Origin of the sequence: Paracoccus sp. MA, assembly GCF_020990385.1 — a bacterium.
Classification (GTDB): Bacteria; Pseudomonadota; Alphaproteobacteria; order Rhodobacterales; family Rhodobacteraceae; genus Paracoccus.
Window position 1 is genome coordinate 1,171,886 of sequence record NZ_CP087598.1, and the last position, 20,356, is coordinate 1,192,241.

15 protein-coding genes, 3 tRNA genes and 1 riboswitch are annotated in these 20,356 nt (G+C 70.2%); of the genes, 7 read left to right on the top strand and 11 right to left on the bottom strand.

Going from position 1 to position 20,356, the window contains the following annotated elements; all coding sequences use genetic code 11:
• Nucleotides 1-46 precede the first annotated feature (46 nt).
• Together LOS78_RS12915 and LOS78_RS12920 are read right to left on the bottom strand one after the other, a co-directional pair.
• On the bottom strand, nt 47-3,169 hold the full coding sequence (locus LOS78_RS12915; RefSeq protein WP_230378493.1) for an efflux RND transporter permease subunit: 3,123 nt from the start codon (nt 3,167-3,169) through the stop codon (nt 47-49).
• A 37-nt stretch (nt 3,170-3,206) separates the two neighbouring features.
• Entirely contained in the window at nt 3,207-4,595 is a 1,389-nt protein-coding gene (locus tag LOS78_RS12920; RefSeq protein ID WP_371824723.1) for an efflux RND transporter periplasmic adaptor subunit, read from the bottom strand.
• A gap of 188 nt (nt 4,596-4,783) precedes the next feature.
• Between LOS78_RS12920 and LOS78_RS12925 the strand changes: the two genes are divergently transcribed.
• Entirely contained in the window at nt 4,784-6,415 is a 1,632-nt protein-coding gene (locus LOS78_RS12925; protein WP_230378494.1) for an acyl-CoA synthetase, read from the top strand.
• A 162-nt stretch (nt 6,416-6,577) separates the two neighbouring features.
• Nucleotides 6,578-6,651 (top strand) — tRNA-Gly (locus tag LOS78_RS12930).
• A 29-nt stretch (nt 6,652-6,680) separates the two neighbouring features.
• Here the strand turns inward: LOS78_RS12930 and LOS78_RS12935 are convergent.
• Nucleotides 6,681-7,103, bottom strand: a complete 423-nt coding sequence (locus LOS78_RS12935) for a DUF1489 family protein (RefSeq protein ID WP_028712120.1) — start codon at nt 7,101-7,103, stop codon at nt 6,681-6,683.
• 114 nt (nt 7,104-7,217) lie between these two features.
• Between LOS78_RS12935 and LOS78_RS12940 the strand changes: the two genes are divergently transcribed.
• Both LOS78_RS12940 and LOS78_RS12945 read left to right on the top strand, forming a co-directional pair.
• Complete coding sequence (locus tag LOS78_RS12940) at nt 7,218-8,432, top strand: multidrug effflux MFS transporter (protein WP_230378495.1); 1,215 nt, start codon at nt 7,218-7,220, stop codon at nt 8,430-8,432.
• Nucleotides 8,433-8,525: 93 nt separating this feature from the next.
• A tRNA-Glu gene (locus LOS78_RS12945) sits at nt 8,526-8,600 on the top strand.
• A 369-nt stretch (nt 8,601-8,969) separates the two neighbouring features.
• On the opposite strand, the gene LOS78_RS12950 is transcribed toward LOS78_RS12945, so the two are convergent.
• Genes LOS78_RS12950 through LOS78_RS12965 form a run of 4 tightly spaced genes read right to left on the bottom strand, consistent with a single transcriptional unit; the run spans nt 8,970 to nt 13,472 of the window.
• Nucleotides 8,970-9,725, bottom strand: coding sequence for an ABC transporter ATP-binding protein (locus tag LOS78_RS12950; protein WP_230378496.1), 756 nt, complete (start codon nt 9,723-9,725; stop codon nt 8,970-8,972).
• Nucleotides 9,726-9,727: 2 nt separating this feature from the next.
• Nucleotides 9,728-10,726, bottom strand: a complete 999-nt coding sequence (locus LOS78_RS12955; protein WP_230378497.1) for an iron ABC transporter permease — start codon at nt 10,724-10,726, stop codon at nt 9,728-9,730.
• Nucleotides 10,723-11,574: an ABC transporter substrate-binding protein gene (locus LOS78_RS12960; RefSeq protein WP_230378498.1), complete on the bottom strand. Its 852-nt coding sequence runs from the start codon at nt 11,572-11,574 to the stop codon at nt 10,723-10,725. The genes LOS78_RS12955 and LOS78_RS12960 overlap by 4 nt, the downstream gene beginning before the upstream one ends.
• Nucleotides 11,568-13,472, bottom strand: a complete 1,905-nt coding sequence (locus LOS78_RS12965) for a TonB-dependent siderophore receptor (RefSeq protein ID WP_230378499.1) — start codon at nt 13,470-13,472, stop codon at nt 11,568-11,570. The genes LOS78_RS12960 and LOS78_RS12965 overlap by 7 nt, the downstream gene beginning before the upstream one ends.
• A 134-nt stretch (nt 13,473-13,606) precedes the next feature.
• Nucleotides 13,607-13,821: riboswitch (cobalamin riboswitch) on the bottom strand.
• A gap of 520 nt (nt 13,822-14,341) precedes the next feature.
• On the opposite strand from LOS78_RS12965, the gene LOS78_RS12970 reads away from it, so the two are divergent.
• Nucleotides 14,342-14,539 (top strand): hypothetical protein, encoded by a 198-nt coding sequence (locus LOS78_RS12970; protein ID WP_028712114.1) that lies wholly within the window; start codon nt 14,342-14,344, stop codon nt 14,537-14,539.
• A gap of 399 nt (nt 14,540-14,938) precedes the next feature.
• On the opposite strand, the gene LOS78_RS12975 is transcribed toward LOS78_RS12970, so the two are convergent.
• From LOS78_RS12975 to LOS78_RS12990, 4 genes are all read right to left on the bottom strand, one after another.
• Nucleotides 14,939-15,026, bottom strand: a tRNA-Ser gene (locus LOS78_RS12975).
• A gap of 124 nt (nt 15,027-15,150) precedes the next feature.
• Nucleotides 15,151-16,491 carry a HAMP domain-containing sensor histidine kinase gene (locus tag LOS78_RS12980; protein WP_230378500.1) on the bottom strand — a complete coding sequence of 447 codons (1,341 nt, stop codon included), beginning with the start codon at nt 16,489-16,491 and terminating at the stop codon, nt 15,151-15,153.
• On the bottom strand, nt 16,488-17,150 hold the full coding sequence (locus LOS78_RS12985) for a response regulator transcription factor (RefSeq protein WP_230378501.1): 663 nt from the start codon (nt 17,148-17,150) through the stop codon (nt 16,488-16,490). Before LOS78_RS12985 ends, LOS78_RS12980 begins: the two co-directional genes overlap by 4 nt.
• Nucleotides 17,151-17,174: 24 nt before the next feature.
• On the bottom strand, nt 17,175-17,564 hold the full coding sequence (locus LOS78_RS12990; protein ID WP_230378502.1) for a hypothetical protein: 390 nt from the start codon (nt 17,562-17,564) through the stop codon (nt 17,175-17,177).
• A 129-nt stretch (nt 17,565-17,693) separates the two neighbouring features.
• On the opposite strand from LOS78_RS12990, the gene LOS78_RS12995 reads away from it, so the two are divergent.
• Both LOS78_RS12995 and LOS78_RS13000 read left to right on the top strand, forming a co-directional pair.
• Nucleotides 17,694-18,578, top strand: a complete 885-nt coding sequence (locus LOS78_RS12995; RefSeq protein ID WP_230378503.1) for a hypothetical protein — start codon at nt 17,694-17,696, stop codon at nt 18,576-18,578.
• Nucleotides 18,579-18,797: 219 nt separating this feature from the next.
• Complete coding sequence (locus LOS78_RS13000; RefSeq protein WP_230378504.1) at nt 18,798-20,351, top strand: glucan biosynthesis protein; 1,554 nt, start codon at nt 18,798-18,800, stop codon at nt 20,349-20,351.
• Nucleotides 20,352-20,356: the final 5 nt, after the last annotated feature.

Here is a 20,356-nt window from a genome sequence, read left to right on the forward strand (position 1 = left end):
GCGCCATGCGAAAGGGGCGGGGCGCGGCATCCCGCCCCCTTCCGGTTCAGGCGCGCGAGCCGGCGGGCTCGGGCGCCTCGGGCCGGCCGAGCGCGCGCCGCACCAGCACGAAGAACAGCGGCACGAACAGCACCCCCAGCACCGTGGCCGCGACCGTGCCGCCCAGCACCGTGGCGCCGATGGTGTTGCGGCCGTTTGCGCCGGCGCCCGTCGACAGCACCAGCGGCAGCACGCCCAGCGAGAAGGCGACCGAGGTCATGATGATCGGCCGGAACCGCTGCCGCGCCGCCTCGACCACCGCGGCATAAAGCGGCTTGCCCATCTCGGCCTGTTCGCGGGCGAATTCGACGATCAGGATGGCGTTCTTGCCGGTCAGGCCGATCACCGTCAGCAGGCCGACCTGGAAGAACACGCCGTTGTCGAAGCCGCCCAGCCAGGCCCCGACCAGCGCGCCCAGCACGCCGATGGGCATGGCCAGCATGACCGCGAAGGGGATCGACCAGCTTTCGTAAAGCGCCGCCAGGCACAGGAACACCACCGCCAGCGACAGGCCATAGAGCAGCATGGTCTGGTTGCCGGCCTGCTGCTCCTCGAGCGAGAGCCCGGTCCAGGCCACGGCGAAGCCCGCCGGCAGCTGCGCCGCCAGTTCTTCGACCGCCGCCATGGCCTGGCCGGAGGAGACGCCCGGCGCCGGGCTGCCCTGGATCTGCATGGCCGGCACGCCGTTATAGCGGTCCAGGCCCTGCGGCCCGTAGCTCCAGCGTCCCTCGGCGAAGTTCGAGAAGGGCACCAGCCCGCCCGAACTGTTCCGCACCCGCCACTTGTCGATATCGGTCGGCACGGCGCGGGATTCGGATTCGCCCTGCACATAGACGCGCTTGATGCGACCGCGGTCGATGAAGTCGTTCACGTAGCGCCCCGCCCAGGCGACCGAGAGCAGGCTGCCCACATCGGTGGCCGAGACCCCCATCGCGCCCGCCTTGCGCCAGTCGACGTCGAGATTGTATTGCGCCGCATCCTCCAGCCCGTTGGGACGCGCCGAGGCGATGCGGTCGTCCTGACCGGACATGCCCAGCAACTGGTTGCGGGCGTCCAGCAATTGCTCATGCGCCTGCCCGGCGCGGGCCTGCAGGTAGAAGTCGAAGCCCGAGACGTTGCCCAGCTCGATCACCGAGGGCGGCACGATGGGAAAGACCATGGCGTCGCGGATGCCCATCAGCGCCGGGAAGGCGCGCCCGGCGATGGCCTGCACCGACTGGTCGGCGCGCGGCCGCTCGTCCCAGTCCTTGAGCCGCAGGAAGGCGATGCCCATGTTCTGGCCCGATCCGGCGAAGCTGAAGCCCGAGACGCCGAAGAAGGACTCGACGTTCTCGGATTCGTTTGCCGCGAAATACTGCTGGATCTGGTCGATCACCGCATCGGTGCGCTCGGTCGTGGCGCCGGTCGGGCCCTGCACCAGCACGAACATGATGCCCTGGTCCTCGTCGGGCAGGAAGCCGGTGGGGGTGCGCAGGAACAGGAAGACCATGGCCGCGCCGATGCACAGATAGATCAGCATCATCCGCAGCGGCCGGCGGATCAGCCAGTTCACCGAATTGCCATAGCCCTGCATGGTGCGGTCGAAGCCGCGGTTGAACAGGCCGAAGAAGCCGCGGGTCTTGTGGCCGTGCTCGTTCTTCAGCAGCGTGGCGCAGAGCGCCGGCGTCAGCGTCAGCGCCACCAGCACCGACAGGCCCATGGCCGAGGCGATGGTGATGGCGAACTGCTTGTAGATCACCCCGGTCGAGCCGCCGAAGAAGGCCATCGGCACGAAGACCGCCGAAAGCACCAGCGCGATGCCGATCAGCGCGCCGGTGATCTGGCCCATGGACTTGCGCGTCGCCTCGCGCGGCTCCAGCCCTTCCTCCTCCATGATGCGCTCGACGTTCTCGACCACGACGATGGCGTCGTCCACCAGCAGGCCGATGGCCAGCACCATGGCCAGCATGGTCAGCGTGTTGATGGTGAAGCCAAGCGCCGCCAGCACGCCGAAGGTGCCCAGCAGCACCACCGGCACCGCCAGCGTCGGGATCAGCGTCGCGCGCCAGTTCTGCAGGAACAGCAGCATGACGAAGAACACCAGCACGATGGCCTCGATCAGCGTCTTGACCACCTCTTCGATCGAGATCAGCACGAAGGGGGTGGTGTCGAAGGGGATCACGTAATCCATGCCCTCGGGGAAGAAGCGGGCGAATTCCTCCATCCGGTCCTTGACCCGCTCCGCCGTGTCCAGCGCGTTCGCCCCCGAGGCCAGGCTGATCGCCAGGCCCGAGGCCGGCTGGCCGTTGTAGCGGGCATTGGTCATGTAGTCCTCGGCGCCGATCTCGACCCGGGCCACGTCCTTGAGCAGGATCAGCCCGCCGTCCTGTTCGGCGCGCAGCACGATCTGCTCGAAATCCTCGGGCGTGGACAGCAGCGATTGCGCGGTGATGGTGGCGTTCAGCATCTGCCCCTGCGGCGCCGGCTGGCTGCCGAAGGAGCCGGCCGAGATCTGCGCGTTCTCGGACGAGACCGCCGCCACCACGTCCGAGGGCGTCAGCTCGTAGGCGGCGAGCTTCGAGGGATCGAGCCAGATGCGCATGGCGTATTGCGCGCCGAAGACCTGCACCGAGCCCACGCCTTCGACCCGCGAAAGGTCGTTCACGAGGTTCGAGATCAGATAGTCGGCCAGGTCCACCTGCTCGTAGCGGTTGTCGGTCGAGGTCAGGCCGATGACCATCAGGAAGCCCGAGGCGGATTTCTCGACCGTGATGCCCTGGCGCTGCACCGGCTCGGGCAGAAGCGCGGTGGCCTGGGCCAGCTTGTTCTGCACCTGCACCTGGGCGATGTCGGGATCGGTGCCGGTCTCGAAGGTCAGAGTCGTGGTCGAGGTCCCGGCCGAGGTCGAGCTGGACGAGAAATAGCGCAGCCCGTCCAGCCCGGTCATCTGCTGCTCGATGATCTGGGTGACGGTATTGGCCACCGTGTCGGCCGAGGCGCCCGGATAGGTGGCGCGGATGGTGACCGAGGGCGGCGCGATCTGCGGATATTGCGCCACCGGCAGGGACGCGATCGACAGGAGCCCGAGCCCCATGATGAGGATCGAGATCACCCAGGCAAAGACCGGACGGTCGATGAAGAAGCGGGCCATGTGCTGTTCCTGTGCTGTTCCCTCGCGGCGTTCGGGGTCAGTCCGCCGGCTGCCCGGTTTCGGCCTGTTCGCCCGGCGCGGCGGCCGCGGATTCGGCTTCGGTCCCGGAGGCCGGCGGCTGGGCCGCGGACTCGGCTTCCGGTTGCGCGGCGGCCTGTCCCGCATCCCCGGCTTGCGCCGCCGGCGGCGCATCGGCGCCTTCTGCGCCCGGCTCGGCCCCTGCCTCTGGGGCCGCGTCCGCGTCCGCGGCGGATTCACCCTCTGCTGCGGCGCCTTCTGCGGGGGCCTCTGCGCCGGCCTGGCGTTCTTCGGGGGCGACGGTCATGCCGGGGCCGATCTTCTGCAGGCCCTCGACGACGATGCGGTCGCCGTCGGCCAGCCCGTCGCTGACCACCCATTTGTTGCCCAGATCCTGCAGGATGGTCAGCGCGCGGCTTTCGACCACGTTCTCGGCATTGACCACCAGCGCGATGGGCTGGCCGCGCCGGTCGCGGGTGACGCCCTCTTGCGGGGCCAGCACCACGTTGCGCGCCGTCGCCTGCTGCACCACCGCCTGCACATACATGCCCGGCAGCAGGGTGCGGTCGGGATTGGCGAAGGACAGCCGCAGCGTCACCACGCCGGTCGTCTCGTTCACATAGGGCTCGGCGGCGGTCAGTGTCCCCTCCTGGTCGAATTCGGTGCCGTCGGCCAGGCGCAGCGTCACCTTGCGGTCCGGCTGGCCCGCGGCGTCCTGCGCCGCCATCTCGCGGCGAAAGCGGATGAGCTCGGCCGCCGATTGCGTCACGTCCACATGCACCGGGTCGAGCTTGCGGATCACGGCAAGCGGCGTCTGCTGGCTTGCGGTCACCAGCGCGCCCTGGCTGGTCTGCGCCAGGCCGATCTCGCCGTCCAGCTCGGCGCGGATCGTGGTGCGGTCCAGCTCGATGCGGGCGGTCTGCAGCTGCGCCTCGGCGACCTTGACCGCGGCCTCGGCGGCGTCGCGCGCCGCGATGGCATTGTCGGTCGAGCTTTCGCTGGCGACGCGGCGGTCGCGCAGGGCGCCGACGCGCTCGGCTTCGCGGCGCGCCGCCTCGGCCTGGGCGCGGGCCTGGGCCACGGCGGCCTCGGCCTGTGCCACCGCCGCCTGATAGGTGGTCGCGTCGATGCGGAACAGCGGGGCGCCGATCTGCACGTGGCTGCCTTCCTCGAACAGGCGCTCGGTGACGATGCCGTTGACCTGCGGCCGCACCTCGGCCTCGGCCGAGGCGGTGACCCGGCCGGGCAGGGTGGTGGTCAGGGCCACGTCCTGCGCGTGCAGCGTCACCACGGTCACGGGCGGGGGCGGCATCTGCGACGGGTCCTGCGCCATCGCGGCCGCGGGACAGAGCCCCGCCGCGAGCGGGAGGATCACGGTAATCGCCAAGCGGCGCGATAGCGCGAACATCGTTGTGCTCCGGAGATGTGCTGACGAAGCATAACGAACAGTTTAGGTCCGGATGATCAATCCCCAAATCGCTTCGCGCCCCATCGTCGCATCGCGGCCGATAGCCATGGCAAAGCGCCGGATGACTGCATAGTCTCGCCCGCGGAGTGGCGCGGGGGCCCGCGCCGGACGAAAAGGGGGAACCGATCATGCCCAGCTATGACATCTACAGCCAGGGGCTGGACATCTGCCCGGCCAATTACGAGCAGCTGTCGCCGCTGCGCTATCTGGAGCGGACGGCGCATGTCTATCCCGACGCGCTGGCCGTGGTGCACGAGGGCGTGCGCCGCAGCTGGGCCGAGACCTATGCCCGCTGCCGCCGCGTGGCCGGCGCGCTGGCCGGCCGCGGCATCGGCAAGGGTGACACGGTCGCGATCCTGGCCGCCAACATCCCCGAGATGTTCGAGAGCCATTTCAGCGTGCCGATGACCGGCGCGGTGCTGAACGCCATCAACACCCGGCTGGACGCCGAGGCGGTGGCCTTCATCCTGATGCATGGCGAGGCGAAGGTGCTGCTGGTGGATCCCGAATTCGCCGAGCTCGCCGACCGCGCCGTCAAGATCGCGCGCGGCCGCGAGATCCTGGTCGTCGACATCCTCGACCCGTCCTTCGCGGGCGGATACCGGGTCGGCAGCCTGACCTATGACGAGCTGCTGGCCGAGGGCGATCCGGAATACGACTGGCAGATGCCGGAGGACGAATGGGACGCCATCTCGCTGAACTATACCTCGGGCACGACGGGCGATCCCAAGGGCGTGGTCTATCACCATCGCGGCGCGGCGCTGAACGCCATGGCCAACATCGTGTCCTGGGGCATGCCGCACCATGCGCGCTACCTGTGGACGCTGCCGATGTTCCACTGCAACGGCTGGTGCTTTCCCTGGAGCATCGCCGCCAATGCCGGGGTCTGCATCTGCCTGCGCGCCGTCCGGGCCGAGCCGATCTGGCGGCTGATCCGCGACGAGAAGGTGACGCATTTCTGCGGCGCGCCGATCGTGCTGAACATGCTGGCGAACGCCCCGGACGAGATGAAGGACTTCGACCACGAGATCAGGGTGATGACCGCCGGCGCCGCGCCGCCCGCCGCAGTGATCGCGGCGATGGAGGCCATGGGCATCTCGGTCACCCATGTCTACGGCCTGACCGAGACCTACGGCCCCTCGGTGGTCTGCGCCTGGAAGGAGGAATGGGACGCCCGCCCCGCCGAGGAGCGGGCGCGGCTGAAATCGCGCCAGGGCGTGAAGAACCAGGCGCTTGGCGGGCTGATGGTCGCCGATCCCGCGACGCTGGAGCCGGTCCCCGCCGACGGGCGGACCATGGGCGAGATCTTCATGCGCGGCAACAATGTGATGAAGGGCTATCTGAAGAACCCCTCGGCCACGGAAAGGAGCTTCCGCGGCGGCTGGTTCGCCTCGGGCGATCTGGGGGTGATGCATCCGGACGGCTATGTTGAGCTCAAGGACCGTTCCAAGGACATCATCATCTCGGGCGGCGAGAACATCTCCTCGATCGAGGTCGAGGACGTGCTCTACAAGCATCCCGACGTGATGGAGGCCGCCGTGGTCGCCCGACCGGACGAAAAATGGGGCGAGACCCCCTGCGCCTTCGTCGCGCTGAAGCCGGGACGCGCGCTGGCCGAGGCCGATCTGATCGCCTTCTGCCGTCAGAACATGGCGCATTTCAAGGCCCCGAGGGCGGTGGTGTTCGGCGAGCTGCCCAAGACCTCGACCGGCAAGATCCAGAAGTTCCTGCTGCGCGAGCGGGCGCGGGCGCTTGGCTGACGCCGCCGCCCTGCGGCTGTCGGAAAGGCCGGAACCCGGGCGGGGCGGTCCCGGCCCAAACGGGGCCGGACGAAACGGCCCCGCGCTCTTCGGCCGAGGAAGAGCCGCCGGCGCAAATTGGCCTTGCGGCGGCGGGCGCGAGACAGTAAGCAATCCGGGCCCGCGGGTGTAGCTCAATGGTAGAGCCGCAGCTTCCCAAGCTGAAGACGAGGGTTCGATTCCCTTCACCCGCTCCAGACTCTCCCCGAAACGCCGCGATTCCGGTTCAGCGCAGGCCCATGTCGGCCAGGGCGCGGGCGATGTCGGGCGGCAGGTCCGGCTCGGCCTCGCGGCTTGCGGGGAGGTCCGGCGGCGCCTCGGTGCCGGGCAGGTAGCGCCAGCCCTGGAAGGGACGGCGCGGCACGGCGGCCACGCGCACCAGAACCGGATCGAGGATCAGCGCGCAACGGCGGATGCCATCCTCGCCCTGCACCTCCTGCAGGTCCAGGATGCGCTGGCGGGCCTGCATCACGCCCTTGAACACCCAGTAGATCGAGCCGCCGTCCAGGATCTCGGCCGCGCGCTTGGGCCACATGCGGGTGACATGGCGCGCCGGGCCGCCCTGGAAGCGGTGCTTCTGCCAGGCGGCCAGCTCGGCCGGGTCGTCGCAGCCGACGCAGAGTTTCATCAGGTTCAGGGATGCGGTCATGCGCCAGATATAGCCCGGCTGCCGGCGGGCGCAACCGGGCGTCCGGGGCCGGGGGCTTGCACCCCCGGGCCTGCGGCGTTACGCCCCGGGGGGTGCCCTGACGTGGAAGCCACCATGCCCGATCCCGCCGCTCGACCGATACCCAGGCAGCCCCTGCCGGAATTCATCGCCATGCTGGCGCTGATCTTTGCCGTCATCGCCTTTTCGATCGACGCGATGCTGCCTGCGCTGCCCGAGATCGCCGCAGCCCTGACCCCCGGCAATGTCAACCGCGCCCAGCTGGTGCTGACCGCCTTTGTCGGGGGCATGGGGTTGGGCCTTCTGGTCAGCGGGCCGCTTTCGGACACGCTGGGCCGCAAGCCGGTGATCACCGCCGGCTTCGCGCTTTACGCGGCCGCCGCCGTGGCGGCGATCTTCGCCGATTCGCTCGACATGCTGCTGGCGGCGCGTTTCGTGCAGGGCCTCGGCGCCGCCGCGCCGCGCATCGTGGCGCTGGCGATGGTGCGCGACCTGTATCAGGGCCGCGAGATGGCGCGGATCACCAGCTTCGTGATGATGATCTTCATCCTGGTGCCGGCGGTGGCGCCCTCGATCGGCGCGGTGGTGATCCATTTCGTCGGCTGGCGCGGGGTCTTCGGCTCCTTCGTGGTGCTGGCGCTGATCGGCAGCCTGTGGCTGAACCTGCGCCGCCCCGAGACCCTGGCCGAGACCGCGCGCCGGCCGCTGAACCCGGGCAGCCTGGGCGGCGCGGCGCGCGAGGTGCTGGTCAATGGCCAGGTGCAGCTGGTGACGGTGGTGATGACGCTGGGCTTCGGGCAGATGTTCGCGCTGCTGAGTTCGGCCCAGCAGCTGTTCGTCGACACCTATGGCAAGGGCGAGTCCTTTCCGCTGTGGTTCGCGGCCATGGCGCTGCTGTCGGGCACCGGCACGGTGCTGAACGCGCGCTATGTGGTGCGGCTGGGCATGCGGCGCATCGTGCGCATGGCCTATGGCATGCAGGTGGTGGTCTCCGGGGTGATGACGCTGCTGGTCTTCTGCGACCTGCTGCCCGAGGCGCTGCGGTTCCCGGCCTTCTTCTTCTGGGCGGTCAGCGTGTTCTTCATGGCCGGGGTGACCTTCGGCAATCTGAACGCGCTGGCGCTGCAGCGGATGGGCCATGTGGCGGGAATGGCCGCCTCGGTCGTGGGGGCGGTCTCGACCCTGGGGGCGGTGCTGATCGCGGCGCCCGTGGGGCTGCTTTACGACGGCACGGCGTGGCCCATCGTGCTGGCGACGCTGGTCTGCTCGGGCCTGGCGCTGCTGCTGATGCGCCTGGTGCGCGAGGCCTGAGGCAGGGCGAGCCCGGGCGAGTTACCCACAGCGGAATGCGCCCGGCCCCTTGCAGCGGAGGCGGGCCTGGCTTAAGAGCGGGCTTGCCGGCATGGCCCGTTCGTCTATCGGTTAGGACGTCAGGTTTTCAACCTGAAAAGAGGGGTTCGACTCCCCTACGGGCTGCCATTTTCACGAACTCTTCCTTCCCCGGCGGATCTTGCAAGACGTCCTTTGTCCCGGCCCGTCGGACGGATGGGGCTGCTTCGTGCCGGTTTCCTTCCCCGAGACCACGCCGGCGCTATGGCCTCTGCGCGATGAGCAGCATCCGGTCGGCAGGGAGGTTGCGCGACTCGTCAGCGCGGACATGCCTGCGCATCTGTCTTGGCGCTGCGGTCCTTCAGCCGCCGCAGCGTCGCGGTCGGGCGAGGGCCGCCATTCTGCCGGCCGCGCCCGGAAGGGGATGGCGGAATGGCACGGCCCGCGCTCCTGCAAGCCAAGCCTGGCGGTCCTGCGGTCGATATGCCGGCCGACCCGGATGGGCGGGCAACATGCCGGTCACCGTGCATCTGCCGGAATGGTGCCGAGCGGCTGGAACAGGATGCCGCCGGGTCCCTGCGCCAGATGGGCGGTGATGCCGAAGACGCGGGCGAGGTTTTCCGCCGTCAGCACCGTCCCGGGCGGGCCGTCGGCGGCGATCTTGCCCTGATCCAGCATGACCAGCCGCGTGCAATGCCGCGCCGCCAGCCCCAGGTCGTGCAGTGAGGCCAGGACGGCATGGCCCTGGTCGGCAAGCCGGCGAAACAGCCGCATCACCTCGATCTGCGCCGCCGGGTCCAGCCCGGCGATCGGTTCATCGGCGATCAGCAGCGGTGTTTCCTGCGCCAGCGCGCGGGCGATCAGCGTGCGGGCCTGCTCGCCCCCCGACAGCTCGGTGGCGCGGCGGTGGCGCAGCGGGTCCAGATGCAGCGCGGCGATGGCGCGTTCGATGGCGGCGCGGTCGGCGCTGCCTGCGGAATGCGGATGGGCGATGCGGCCAAGCGCCACCAGCGCCTCGACCGGCATCGGCCAGGCGATCTCGCGGCCCTGCGGCATATAGGCGGCGGCGCGGGCGCGCTCGCGCACCGGCAGCGCGGCCAGCGAGCTGTGGCCCCGCGCCGGCAAGAGCCCCAGCGCCGCGCGCAAGAGCGTGGTCTTGCCGGCACCGTTCGGACCCAGCAGGCCGACGAACTCGCCGCCGCCAAGGCGCAGGTCGATGCCGTCCAGCACCGGACGGCCGGCGCGGTGCAGGGACAGGGCGCGCAGCTCCAGCATGGTCACAGCCCCTCGCGCCGGGTTTTCAGGATCAGGTGCAGGAAGAAGGGCGCGCCGACCAGCGCCGTCAGCACCCCAAGCTTCAGGTCGCGGCCCGGGGCGATCAGCCGCACGGCGATGTCGGCGGCCAGCACCGTGGCCGCGCCCCCCAGCGCCGCGGCGGGGACCAGCCGCGCCGGGCTGGCGCCGACGGCGCGGCGCAGCACATGCGGCACCACCAGCCCGACGAAGCCCACGGTGCCCGCGACCGCCGTGGCACTGCCGATCAGCGCGGCGATGCCCGCGACCAGCATCAGCCGCAGCTGCCCCAGATGCACGCCGCTGGAGGCCGCCGCATCCTCGCCCAGCGTCAGCGCCTGAAGCGCCTGGCGCGTGGGCCAGAGCACCGCGAAGCCCAAGCCCATGAACGGCGCCGCGATCCAGACATGAAGCATCGAGCGATCCGCCAGCGAGCCCATCATCCAGAACACGATCTCGTTGGCGGCGAAGGGATTGGGCGACAGGTTCAGCACCAGCGAGGTCCCGGCACCGGCCAGCGCCGAGATGGCGATGCCGGCCAGGATCAGCGCCAGCGTGCCGCCGCGCGGCCCGGCCAGCGCCAGCACCAGCAGCACCGACAGCGCCGCGCCCGCCAGCGCCGCCAGCGGCAGGCCCAGCGGAAAGGCCGCCGACAGCCCGGTCTGGATCGCCAGCACCGCCCCCAGCGCCGCCGAGGCGCTGGTGCCGATCAGCCCCGGCTCGGCCAGCGGGTTGCGCAGGAAGCCCTGCAGCACCGCGCCCGACATTCCCAGCGCCGCGCCGACCAGCAGGCCGAGGATGGCGCGGGGCAGGCGCAGCTCGCGCATGATCAGGGCAAGCGTCCCGTCGCCCCCGCCGAACAGCGCGGCGAGGCTCTGGCCCACGCCGATCCCGGCCGGGCCGGTCAGCAGCGATGCCAGAAACAGCACTGCCACCAGCGCCGAAAGCGCGGCGATCAGCAGCGGATAGCGCGGCCCGCTCATCGCGCCTCTCGCAGGGCCAGGCGCGCGGCGCGCAGCTGGGCCACGGCGCGCAGGATGAAGGGGGTGCCGCAGACCCAGTCGGGATCGGCCATGACCTCGGCGGGCCTGCCGGCGGTCAGCGCCTTCAGCGCCGGGTGGTCCAGCACCTCCTGCCCGCGGGCGTGGCCCGGGTAGCGGCGGCCCTCGACCAGCAGGTCGGGGTCGGAAAGCAGCAGGGTTTCCAGCGCCAGCACCCCGCCCGTGGGCAGGCCCAGCTCGTCCGCGACATTGTCGAAGCCGGCCAGCGCCACGATCTGACCGGCCAGGGTGGCCGTGCCAGAGCTGTAGCCGTTCACCGCGTAAAGCGCGGCGCGCGGGCGGGGGGCGGGCGGGGCATCGGCCAGCCGCGCCAGATCGGCGTCGAAACGCGCCAGCAGCGCCTCGGCCGCCGCCTCGCGGCCCAGCACCTCGCCCATGCGGCGGATATTGGCGCGGATGCCGGCAATGTCGGTCTCGACCGGGAAGACCTCGACCGGGACGTCCAGCCGCTGCAACAGCCGGATCGTCCCCGATGCGGTCCAGCCGCCGGCCAGCACCAGATCGGGCCGCATCAGGACGATCTCCTCGGCCAGGCCGTGATTGACGGGCAGGCGCGCGGCCTCCTCGGCCATGGCCGAGGCGGTCGGATCCTGCGCCAGATACGAGACCGAGACCAGGTGCCCCGGCGCCGCCAGCAGCATCGCCAGCTGGTCGGTGCAGAGGTTCATCGACAGCACCCGGCGCGGCGGATCGGCCGCGGCGGGCTGCAGGAAGCCGGGCAGGGCCAGGCCGGCCAGCAGGCAGGCGGCAAGGCCGAGCCGCCCTACCATTGCGCCGTCACCCCGGCATAGAGGGTGCGGCCCTGGCCGTAATAGCCCCAGGCCTCGGAATAGTCCCGGTCGAACAGGTTCACGACGCGGCCGGTCAGCCGGACATTGCCGGTCAGGTCATAGCCGGCGGCCAGGTTCACGGTCACGTAATCCGGCAGTTCGGTGGTGGGCGGGGTCCAGTTGCGGAACCATTCCGTGCCGTAGTTGCCCGCGACATAGCGCAGATCGGCGGTGACCGAGCCGCGGCCCTGCGCGAAGCCGGCCGTGGCACGCAGCCCCAGCAGGTGGCGGGGCTGGCCGGCGATGGGTTCGCCTTCCGCGGTCTGCGCATCGGCATAGGTATAGTTCGCGCCGAAGCGCAGCCGGTCGCTTGCCTGCAGATCCAGTTCCAGCTCGAATCCCTTGCGGGTACTGGTGCCGGCGATGTTCGTCGAGGTTTCCCCGGCCCCGGCGATCATGTCCTCGACCTTGCTGGTGAACAGGGTCGCCCCCAGCCGGCCCCTTCCGGCGGCAAAGCCCAGATCGGCGCCGATCTCATAGCCGCGGCTGGTCTCGGGCAAGAGGTCCGGGTTGCCGCGATAGGTGCCGGGCGTATAGCCGTAAAGCTCGAACATGGTGGGGTTGACGATGGCCTTGCCGGCGGCCGCGCGCAGGCGCAGGTCGCGGTCGGGCATTTGCCACGCGCCGGCGACGTTCCAGGTGGTGGCGTTGCGGAAATCCTCGTTGAAATCGCGCCGCAGGCCGGCCTGGATGCCGATCCCGTTGTCGAACCGGCCCTGATATTCCAGCGCGGCCGATCTCGTATCACGCTCATACCGGCCGCCCGGTGCGAAGGAGGCCTCGTAGATATCTCGTTTCTTCTGCAGCGCGACATTCAGCTTCTGCGCCGAGTTGCGGGCATCGCCGCCATCAAGCGCCCATGTGCCGGTATATCTGAGATCCCGCAGCCGCGAGGCGTCGTCGTAATCCGGCCGGCCGTCGTAGAAATGCGCGGTGGCCTGGTTGCTGCCCGAAAGGGCGAAGCGGTTCAGCAGCCGACCCCCCAGCGCCTCGGCTTCGAGCCAGAGCGAGCCGTAGGTCTCGTCCCGGTCGGCGGTCCATGGCTCGTCCCGCAGGTATTCGTCGGGCGAGGCGACGAAGGACACCGATTCGTCATAGCCGTATTCCTGCCAGCTGCGGCGCAGGGTGAAGCCGGCGGTTACCGCCTCGCTGATGTCGTATGAGCCGCCGAGGGTCAGGCTGTCGCGGTCGTTGAACTCGGTATCGCCGCCCGGCGTGCGCGAGGCGTCCTCGCCATCGGTATGGCGCGTCGCGGCCGAGAGGCTGATCTGGCCGCGCGCGCCCATGGCGCGAAGATGGGCGCTGGCGGCGCGGGTGCCCTGGCCGCCGATCTCGACCCCGCCGCCATAGCTCAGCCCCGGGGCATTGGTGCGGCGGGTGGTGATCGCGATCACCCCGGCGGCGGCATTGGCGCCGTAGATCGTCGATTGCGGGCCGCGCAGCACCTCGATGCGCTCGACATCCTCGGTCAGCAGGCCGCCGAACACATAGTCGCCGCTGCCGGGGGCATTGGCCTCGACCCCGTCGATCAGCACCAGCACGTGATTGGCTTCGCCGCCGCGGATGCGGACCTTGGTCAGGGCCTCGCCGGTCGAGGTCACGGCCAGGCCGGGCAGGTCGCGCAGCGCGTCCTGGACGGTGACGAAGCCGCGCTCTTGCAGATCCCCGGCGGTCAGGATGCTGTGGGCGCGGCCATAGGCGCTTTCGGCGACCGGCGACAGGCCGCCCGACAGGATCACGGGGTCGAGCATGACGGGCGCCTGGCTCTCCTGGCCCGTGGCGGCGGCGGGAAGGAGCAGGGCGGCGGCGGCCAGCAGAGAGACCGGGGTTCTGAACATTCCAAAGCCTTTCCAGCACGGGGCCCGGCCCCGCGATTTGCAGAACTGCCCTGCGGACAGGCCCGACAGCCCGGCCGCGGGACGGCGACTGTCACCTCTGCGGAACGGCCGCTTCCCGGGCGCGCCCCGCGCCGGAAATGGGTGATCGCTGCGGCAGGTCTCCTGGCTTGCGGATCGTTGCTCGGGCCGGCCTTCCCGGGGGTTGCCCAGTGGCGCCTGCGGCCTTCGCTCACCGCATACAGTTGCGGGGGCAGCCCCGGCCTTGCCCTGGCCGTCTTGCGGCCGGCGGGCGCACCGGTGTTCCCTTTTCATCCGGCATGGCGCCGGAACCGTAGCGGCCTTGCATTGCCGCAGGGCGCCGCGGGCTGTCAAGCGCCAATCCGGTGCCGCCGCGGGGCCGCGACAATCCGCCGGGTGGGGACCGGGCCCTGAAGCCCGCCGCGCGGGGGCAAGGACGCTTTGGTGCCGGAGGGATCGGTACCCCTCTGCCTGCTGCGGGATGGAACCGGCGGAATCCGCCCGCCTGCGGCGCGGGAAGGCGCCGCCTGCCGGAAAGCGGCCGGAATCGGGAATCTGCCGCGGGCTCCGCGCCGGCCCGAGAACCTCGCCACTGCCGGAGGGCGCGGCCGGGCGCCGGCCACGGGTGGCACGGGCGTGCCGCGCATTCCTGAGCGTTTTCCACGGGACGCAAAACCCGAACCCGACAGTTCGCATCAGGAAAATGTCACCGAGGAATTCTGTCAACTATATGTTTTTGCTAGATTATTCGTTGACCTTCCGCCAATCCCTCTCTATATCCGGCTCAAGGTCGCCAGCCAGCGGAAAGCCAGCCAGCCACCACAGGACCCAGCCAGACAGGAGAAACCAACATGGCAAAGACCGCTTGCAACGCCTGCGCGTTCTATGAGGATCACGTCGCCAACTCCGCCAGCACGCTTTCGGATTCCGGCCTGTGCCGCGCCAACCCGCCGGTCACCCAGAAGGATGCGGATACCAGGGGCTATTGGCCGGTCGTCAAGTCGAACGACTGGTGCGGACAGTTCGCCACCAGCTTCGCGGCCGAGTGAAGCGTCGCCACCGACGTTGCAAGGCAGCCTCCGGGCTGCCTTTGGCGTTTCGGGGTCGTGCACCGACCCCGTCCATCTCGGCACGGCAGGCCGGATCGGCGGCGTCGGTCAGATTCGCTGGCTGAAGGTGGGGATGGGCGTGACGCGCCGCACGGTGATGAACTGGATCGCAGCCGGGCGGATCGAAAGCAGCCGGCACGGGCAGCCGTCCTGGTGCGCTCACGGCCCTGCGACAGATCGCGCGGGCGGGGCAGGGGCTGGCTCTGATCCATTCCAGCGCGTGGCGCATCCGCATCACTCACGACCGCAATCGGCAGCAGCCAACCGCAGACATAAAGGCGGGCATGATGGCGGGCATGCCGCCGAATGGCGGTTTTTCTTATAAATATCAATTGATTATGGCGGATGGAGTGGGATTCGAACCCACGGAACCTTTCGATTCGCTGGTTTTCAAGACCAGTGCCTTAAACCACTCGGCCATCCATCCGCATCAAGCCCCCAGGCCGGCGCTCCTGCCGGGCAAGGCATGGCAACGGCTTGCCGCTTGCGACGTTCACAGACCCGACATGAAACCGGAAGTCAAGCCTGCGCGTCGGCCCGGATGCGGCGTGCTAGCGCGCCCCCTTCGGCAAAGCCGGAATGCCCGGCAGGCACAGGGCCGCGCAAAGCCCGCCCAGGGCCGAACGCTCAAGCGCCAGCCTGCCGCCGTGCAACGCCGCAAGGTCGGCGACGATGGCTAGGCCGAGCCCGCTGCCGGGCGGGCCGGCCTCGTCCAGACGGGTGCCGCGGGTCAGAGCCCGCGCGTGATCCGCATCCGACATGCCGGGCCCGTCATCCTCGATCAGCAGGCGCAGCCGCTCGCCCTCGGAAAGGGCGGTGATGCGGACCCGGCGCGAGGCCCATTTCACCGCGTTCTCGACCAGGTTGCCGATCATCTCCTCAAGATCCTGCCGCTCGCCGGCGAAGGCGGGGTCCGCTTCGGCCCGGATCTCGACCTGCAAGCCTGCCTCGCGGATCGGGCCGCCCAGCACCAGCAGGATGTCCCGGATCACCGGGACGACCGGAGTATGCTGGCCCAGCAGGCGCGGCGCGGCCGAACTGCGGGCACGGCGCAGATGCCAGCCGATCTGCCGGTCCATGCGCGCGATCAGCGCATGGCCGGGATGATCGGCCGGCAGGGCATTGTCCAGCGCCGCCAGCGGCGTCTTGAGCGAATGCGCCAGGTTGCCCACATGCTCGCGCGAGCGGGCGAGGACGGCGCGGTTCTGTTGCAGCAGCCCGTTGATCTCGGCGGCCACGGGGCGCAGCTCGGCCACGCCGGGCAGGGGCAGCGCCTCGGCCCGGCCGGCGCGGATGTCGCGGAGGTCGCGGCCGAGCCGGTCGAGGCTGCGCAGCCCCGCCGCCACCTGCAGAAGGCTGGCCAGCGCCAGCGCCAGCCCCAGCACGGCGAGCGAGACCGCCAGCGGCCGGCGCAGCCGCGCCATGGCGGCGTCGATCTCGGCCCGCGGCGCGGTGACGGTCACGGCCAGCGCCGAGGCGGAATCGGGCAGGGTGAAGGCGTGGCGCGCCACCCGCAGCGGCTCGCCCGCGGGGCCAAGGCCGGGGCCGCCCTGAAAATCCGCCTCGGGCGGGTTCAGCACATTGTCGAAGAGCGAGGGCGATTTCGCCACCACCTGGCCGTCCTGGGTCAATTGCCAGAACCAGCCCGAAAGCGGCATCTCGAAACGCGGATCGGCGGGCGCGGGACCGGCCGCCAGCCGGCCGTCGGCGCCGATCGTGGCGCCCGCGATCAGCGCGTCGGCCACCGCCTCGGTCTCGGCGTCGAAGCGGCCGGTGATGAAATCCTCGAGGATCGCGGCGATGGCCAGATAGCCCGCGACCAGCGCCACCCCGGTCAGCGGCGCCGCCAGCCCGATCAGCCGGGCGCGGATCGAATCGCGCGGCAGGATCAAGCGTCGGCCCTCAGCACATAGCCCTCGCCGCGCCGGGTCTCGATCAGCCCGTCGCCGATCTTCCTGCGCAGCCGGCCGATCACCACCTCGATGGACTTGAAGTCGCGGTCGGCGGCGGAATCGTAGAGGTGATCCGACAGCTCGCTGCGGCTGACCACGCGGTTCTGGTGATGGATCAGATAGGCGAGGATGCGGGTCTCGAATGCGGTCAGCTTCAGCGCCAGCCCGTTGCGGGTGATGACCCCCAGCTGGGTGTCGAGCCGCAGCGGCCCGGCCTTGATCACCGCCTGCGCATGGCCGGCGGCGCGGCGCACCAGGGTCTGGGCGCGGATCACCACCTCTTCCAGCCGGAAGGGCTTTACCGCGTAATCGTCCGCGCCGGCGCGGAACCCCGCCACCTTGTCGGTCCAGTCGCCGCGCGCGGTCAGGATCAGCACCGGCATGGTCACGCCGCCCTCGCGCCAGCGGGTCAGCACCTCGATGCCGGGCAGGCCGGGCAGGCCGAGGTCGAGAATCGCCAGGTCATAGGTCTCGGTCGAGCCGAGGAACTCGCCCTGCGTGCCGTCGGCGGCGATGTCGCAGGCGAAGCCGCCGTCGCGCATGGCGGCGGCCAGCTGCGAGGACAGCGTCGGGTCATCCTCGACGATCAGGCATTTCATGGCAGGCATTTCATGGCAGGCACTTCATGGTTTCGGACCCTTCCGGCGGGCATCGGTCAGCCCGGCCCCCGCCACTTCCAGGAAATCGCCGCGATGCGCGTCCAGCCGGATCAGCAGCACGTCGCGTTTCGGCGTCAGCAGGCGCAGCTCGTGCACCAGCACCACGCCGCGGGCGCGCTCCTCGGCGCGGGGCGGCACGATGCGCGCGGCGATCAGCCGGCCGCGGAACCGTTCGGCGACGATCTCGGCGGCGCGGTGCAGCGGCAGGATGCGGAGATCGCGCCGCTCCAGACTTTCGAACTCGGGCGCCCAGTCCTCGGGCCATGGCGGGCCGCGGTCGTGGCGCTCCTCGGCCAGCGCCGGCAGGGCCAGCACGGCGGCAAGGGGCAGGGACAGGATGCGCATACGGTTCATCGCCCCTATCTAATGGGCGAAATCCAAACGAAAGCCAAACGGGTCGTTGGCATTCGGTTGGTCGGGCGGCGGCTATCAAGCGATTCGTCCGGGGCCGCTGAAGATGCCCCGAGAAGGAAGGAACCAGAGATGAGCAGAACATTCTCGACCTCGATCGCGCTTTCGGCGCTGCTGGCCGTGCTGTCGGCGCCGGTGCTTGCGCAGGAGACGCCGCCGGCGGCACCGCCCGCCGCCGAGGCGCCGGCCCCGGTGGCCCTGCCGCAGGCGCTGCAGGACGCGGGGCTTGGCGACGTGACCAGCAAGCGCGGACCGCGCGGCAGCACAAGGATCGAGGGCAAGCTGGCCGACGGCACGCAGATCGACGCCATGCTGGACGCCGAAGGCCAGCTGCGCGGCCTGCGCGCCCGTGGCGAGGACGCCTTGCCGCAGGCGCTGATCGATCAGCTCGTGCCGCAAGCCGTGCGCGACAGCGCGGTCTTCGGCGAGCTGGGCACCCTGCAGGCGGTGTTCTCGGGCGAGCGCGGCGTGATGCTGGCGGGCCGGGACGGCGACAAGAACAAGGTCCGCGCCGCCTTTGCCCAGGACGGCACGCTGCTGCGCTTTGGCCGCGGCGATGCCGATCGCGGCGAACGGCATGGCAAGCGCCATGACGACCGGCGGGACAAGGGCTTCCATCACCGCGGCCATGACCGGCGCGAGGGTCATCGCGACCGGCACCAGGGCCCGCGCGGGGATCGCGGCGGCGAACGGCCCGCGCCGGGCCGCGACATGCCGCCGGCGCCCGCCGGGACCGCGCCCGAGGCGCCCGCGCCGCAGCAGCAGGGTGCGCTGTCCCCCGTCCAGCTTGACCGGGGCGAACTGCGCATGGCGCTGACCTCGGCCGGCTACAGCCGCATCGGCGAGATCATGCAGGACGGTCCGCGCGTCGTGGCCCTGGCCGTGAACCCCGAAGGCGAGCCGGTCGCGGTCGAACTGAACCCGCGCGGACAGGTGATGCGGGAAATCAACCGTTAAGGCAGGATACGGGCAAGACGGGCCGCGCGGGCTTTCCGGCGCGGCCCTTTCCCGCGCGTTTTCGATCAACTCTCGGCAAGAGCCTGCCTTTCGACGCGAAAAGGCTTGCCTGATCCGCGCGGCAATGCGAAATCCCCCCGGAATTTCCGGGCTTTTCCGCCCGAAGAATGGGGTCGGTCGATGCGTCGTCGCGAATTTGTCATCTCTGCCGGAGCGGCCATGACGGCCGTCAGCGCGCTGTCTTCCTCGCTGGGGGCGGCCCTGGCGCAGGAAAGCCCCGAAGCCCCGCCGGAACCCGCCGCCGAGCCGGTCGAGACGGTCGAGACGGTCGAGGAGGCCGCGCCCTTCGGCTTCGAGAACGTGGTGGAGATGGCCCGGGACCTGGCCGCCAAGCCCTATGAATATCGCGATGCCGAGCTGGTCGGCAGTTTCGCCAACCTGACCTATGACCAGTATCGCGGCATCCGCTTCCGCCGCGACCGCGATCCCTGGGCCGGCAGCCGCGACTTCGCGCTGGACCTGCTGCCGCCCGGCGCCATCTTCCACGAGCCGGTGGATATCAGCCTGGTCGACGAAGGCGTGGTGATCCCGGTGCGCTTCGATCCGCACATGTTCGACTTCGACCCGGCGCAATTCCCCGACGGCGTGGATTACGAGACGCTGGGCAGCATGGGCTGGTCGGGATTTCGCCTGCGCGCGCCGCTGAACCGCCCCGACGTCATGGACGAGATCGCGGTCTTTCAGGGGGCGAGCTATTTCCGCGCCGTGGCCCGCGGCACGCTTTACGGGCTGTCGGCGCGCGGGCTGGCCATCGGCACCGGCAGTGCCGAGGGCGAGGAATTCCCGCTGTTCCGCGGCTTCTGGATCCACAAGCCCGCCTCGCAGGACCGCTCGGTGCTGGTCCATGCGCTCCTGGACAGCCGCTCGGTCTCGGGCGCCTTCCAGTTCCGCATCATTCCCGGCGCCGAGACGGTGTTCAACACTCGGGTGGCGCTGTTCCCGCGCCAGGACATGCGCAATGTCGGCATCGCGCCGCTGACCTCGATGTATTGGTTCGGGCCGACCGACCGGTCGCGCGTGGACGATTACCGCCCCGCCGTGCATGACAGCGACGGGCTGCAGATGCTGACCGGCAGCGAGCAGCGGCTGTGGCGGGTGCTGTCGGGGCACAGCACGCTGCAGATCTCGGCCTTCATGGACAATGATCCGCTGGGCTTCGGCCTTGCGCAGCGGGCGCGCGACTTCGAATCCTACAAGGATGCCGAGGCGCGCTATGAAAAGCGGCCCTCGGCCTGGATCGCGCCGCAGGACGACTGGGGCAAGGGCACGGTCACGCTGGTCGAGATCCCGGTCGAGAACGAGTTCAACGACAACATCGTCTCGTTCTGGCAGCCGGCCGACACGCTGCGCAAGGGCAATCGCTACGATTTCGACTACATTCTTACCTTTGCGGCGGAAGTGCCTGACCGGGCGCCGATTTCCCGCGTGATCGAGACGATGTCGGGCAAGGCGGTCAACAATGCCAATGCCCGGACCTATATCGTCGATTTCGATCTGGATCTCTTCGGCTCGGAGGACCCGGTGCCGCAGCTGCGCGCCTCGGCCGGCCGCATCGGCCACAGCTATCTGCTGCGCCTGCCCGAACAGGGGCGGATGCGGCTGGCCTTCGAATACCTGCCCGAGGGCGCCAGGCTGGCCGATCTCTCGGCGGTTCTGAACGGCCCCAACGGGCCGCTCAGCGAAACCTGGATCGCCCGTTGGACCCGCGAGTGAGCAGG

Excerpts from the sequence above, each read along its gene's own strand:
- LOS78_RS12915 (WP_230378493.1), bottom strand. The coding sequence starts at position 3,169 with ATGGCCCGCTTCTTCATCGACCGTCCGGTCTTTGCCTGGGTGATCTCG.
- LOS78_RS12920 (WP_371824723.1), bottom strand. The coding sequence starts at position 4,595 with ATGTTCGCGCTATCGCGCCGCTTGGCGATTACCGTGATCCTCCCGCTC.
- LOS78_RS12925 (WP_230378494.1), top strand. The coding sequence starts at position 4,784 with ATGCCCAGCTATGACATCTACAGCCAGGGGCTGGACATCTGCCCGGCC.
- LOS78_RS12935 (WP_028712120.1), bottom strand. The coding sequence starts at position 7,103 with ATGACCGCATCCCTGAACCTGATGAAACTCTGCGTCGGCTGCGACGAC.
- LOS78_RS12940 (WP_230378495.1), top strand. The coding sequence starts at position 7,218 with ATGCCCGATCCCGCCGCTCGACCGATACCCAGGCAGCCCCTGCCGGAA.
- LOS78_RS12950 (WP_230378496.1), bottom strand. The coding sequence starts at position 9,725 with ATGCTGGAGCTGCGCGCCCTGTCCCTGCACCGCGCCGGCCGTCCGGTG.
- LOS78_RS12955 (WP_230378497.1), bottom strand. The coding sequence starts at position 10,726 with ATGAGCGGGCCGCGCTATCCGCTGCTGATCGCCGCGCTTTCGGCGCTG.
- LOS78_RS12960 (WP_230378498.1), bottom strand. The coding sequence starts at position 11,574 with ATGGTAGGGCGGCTCGGCCTTGCCGCCTGCCTGCTGGCCGGCCTGGCC.
- LOS78_RS12965 (WP_230378499.1), bottom strand. The coding sequence starts at position 13,472 with ATGTTCAGAACCCCGGTCTCTCTGCTGGCCGCCGCCGCCCTGCTCCTT.
- LOS78_RS12970 (WP_028712114.1), top strand. The coding sequence starts at position 14,342 with ATGGCAAAGACCGCTTGCAACGCCTGCGCGTTCTATGAGGATCACGTC.
- LOS78_RS12985 (WP_230378501.1), bottom strand. The coding sequence starts at position 17,150 with ATGAAATGCCTGATCGTCGAGGATGACCCGACGCTGTCCTCGCAGCTG.
- LOS78_RS12990 (WP_230378502.1), bottom strand. The coding sequence starts at position 17,564 with ATGAACCGTATGCGCATCCTGTCCCTGCCCCTTGCCGCCGTGCTGGCC.
- LOS78_RS12995 (WP_230378503.1), top strand. The coding sequence starts at position 17,694 with ATGAGCAGAACATTCTCGACCTCGATCGCGCTTTCGGCGCTGCTGGCC.
- LOS78_RS13000 (WP_230378504.1), top strand. The coding sequence starts at position 18,798 with ATGACGGCCGTCAGCGCGCTGTCTTCCTCGCTGGGGGCGGCCCTGGCG.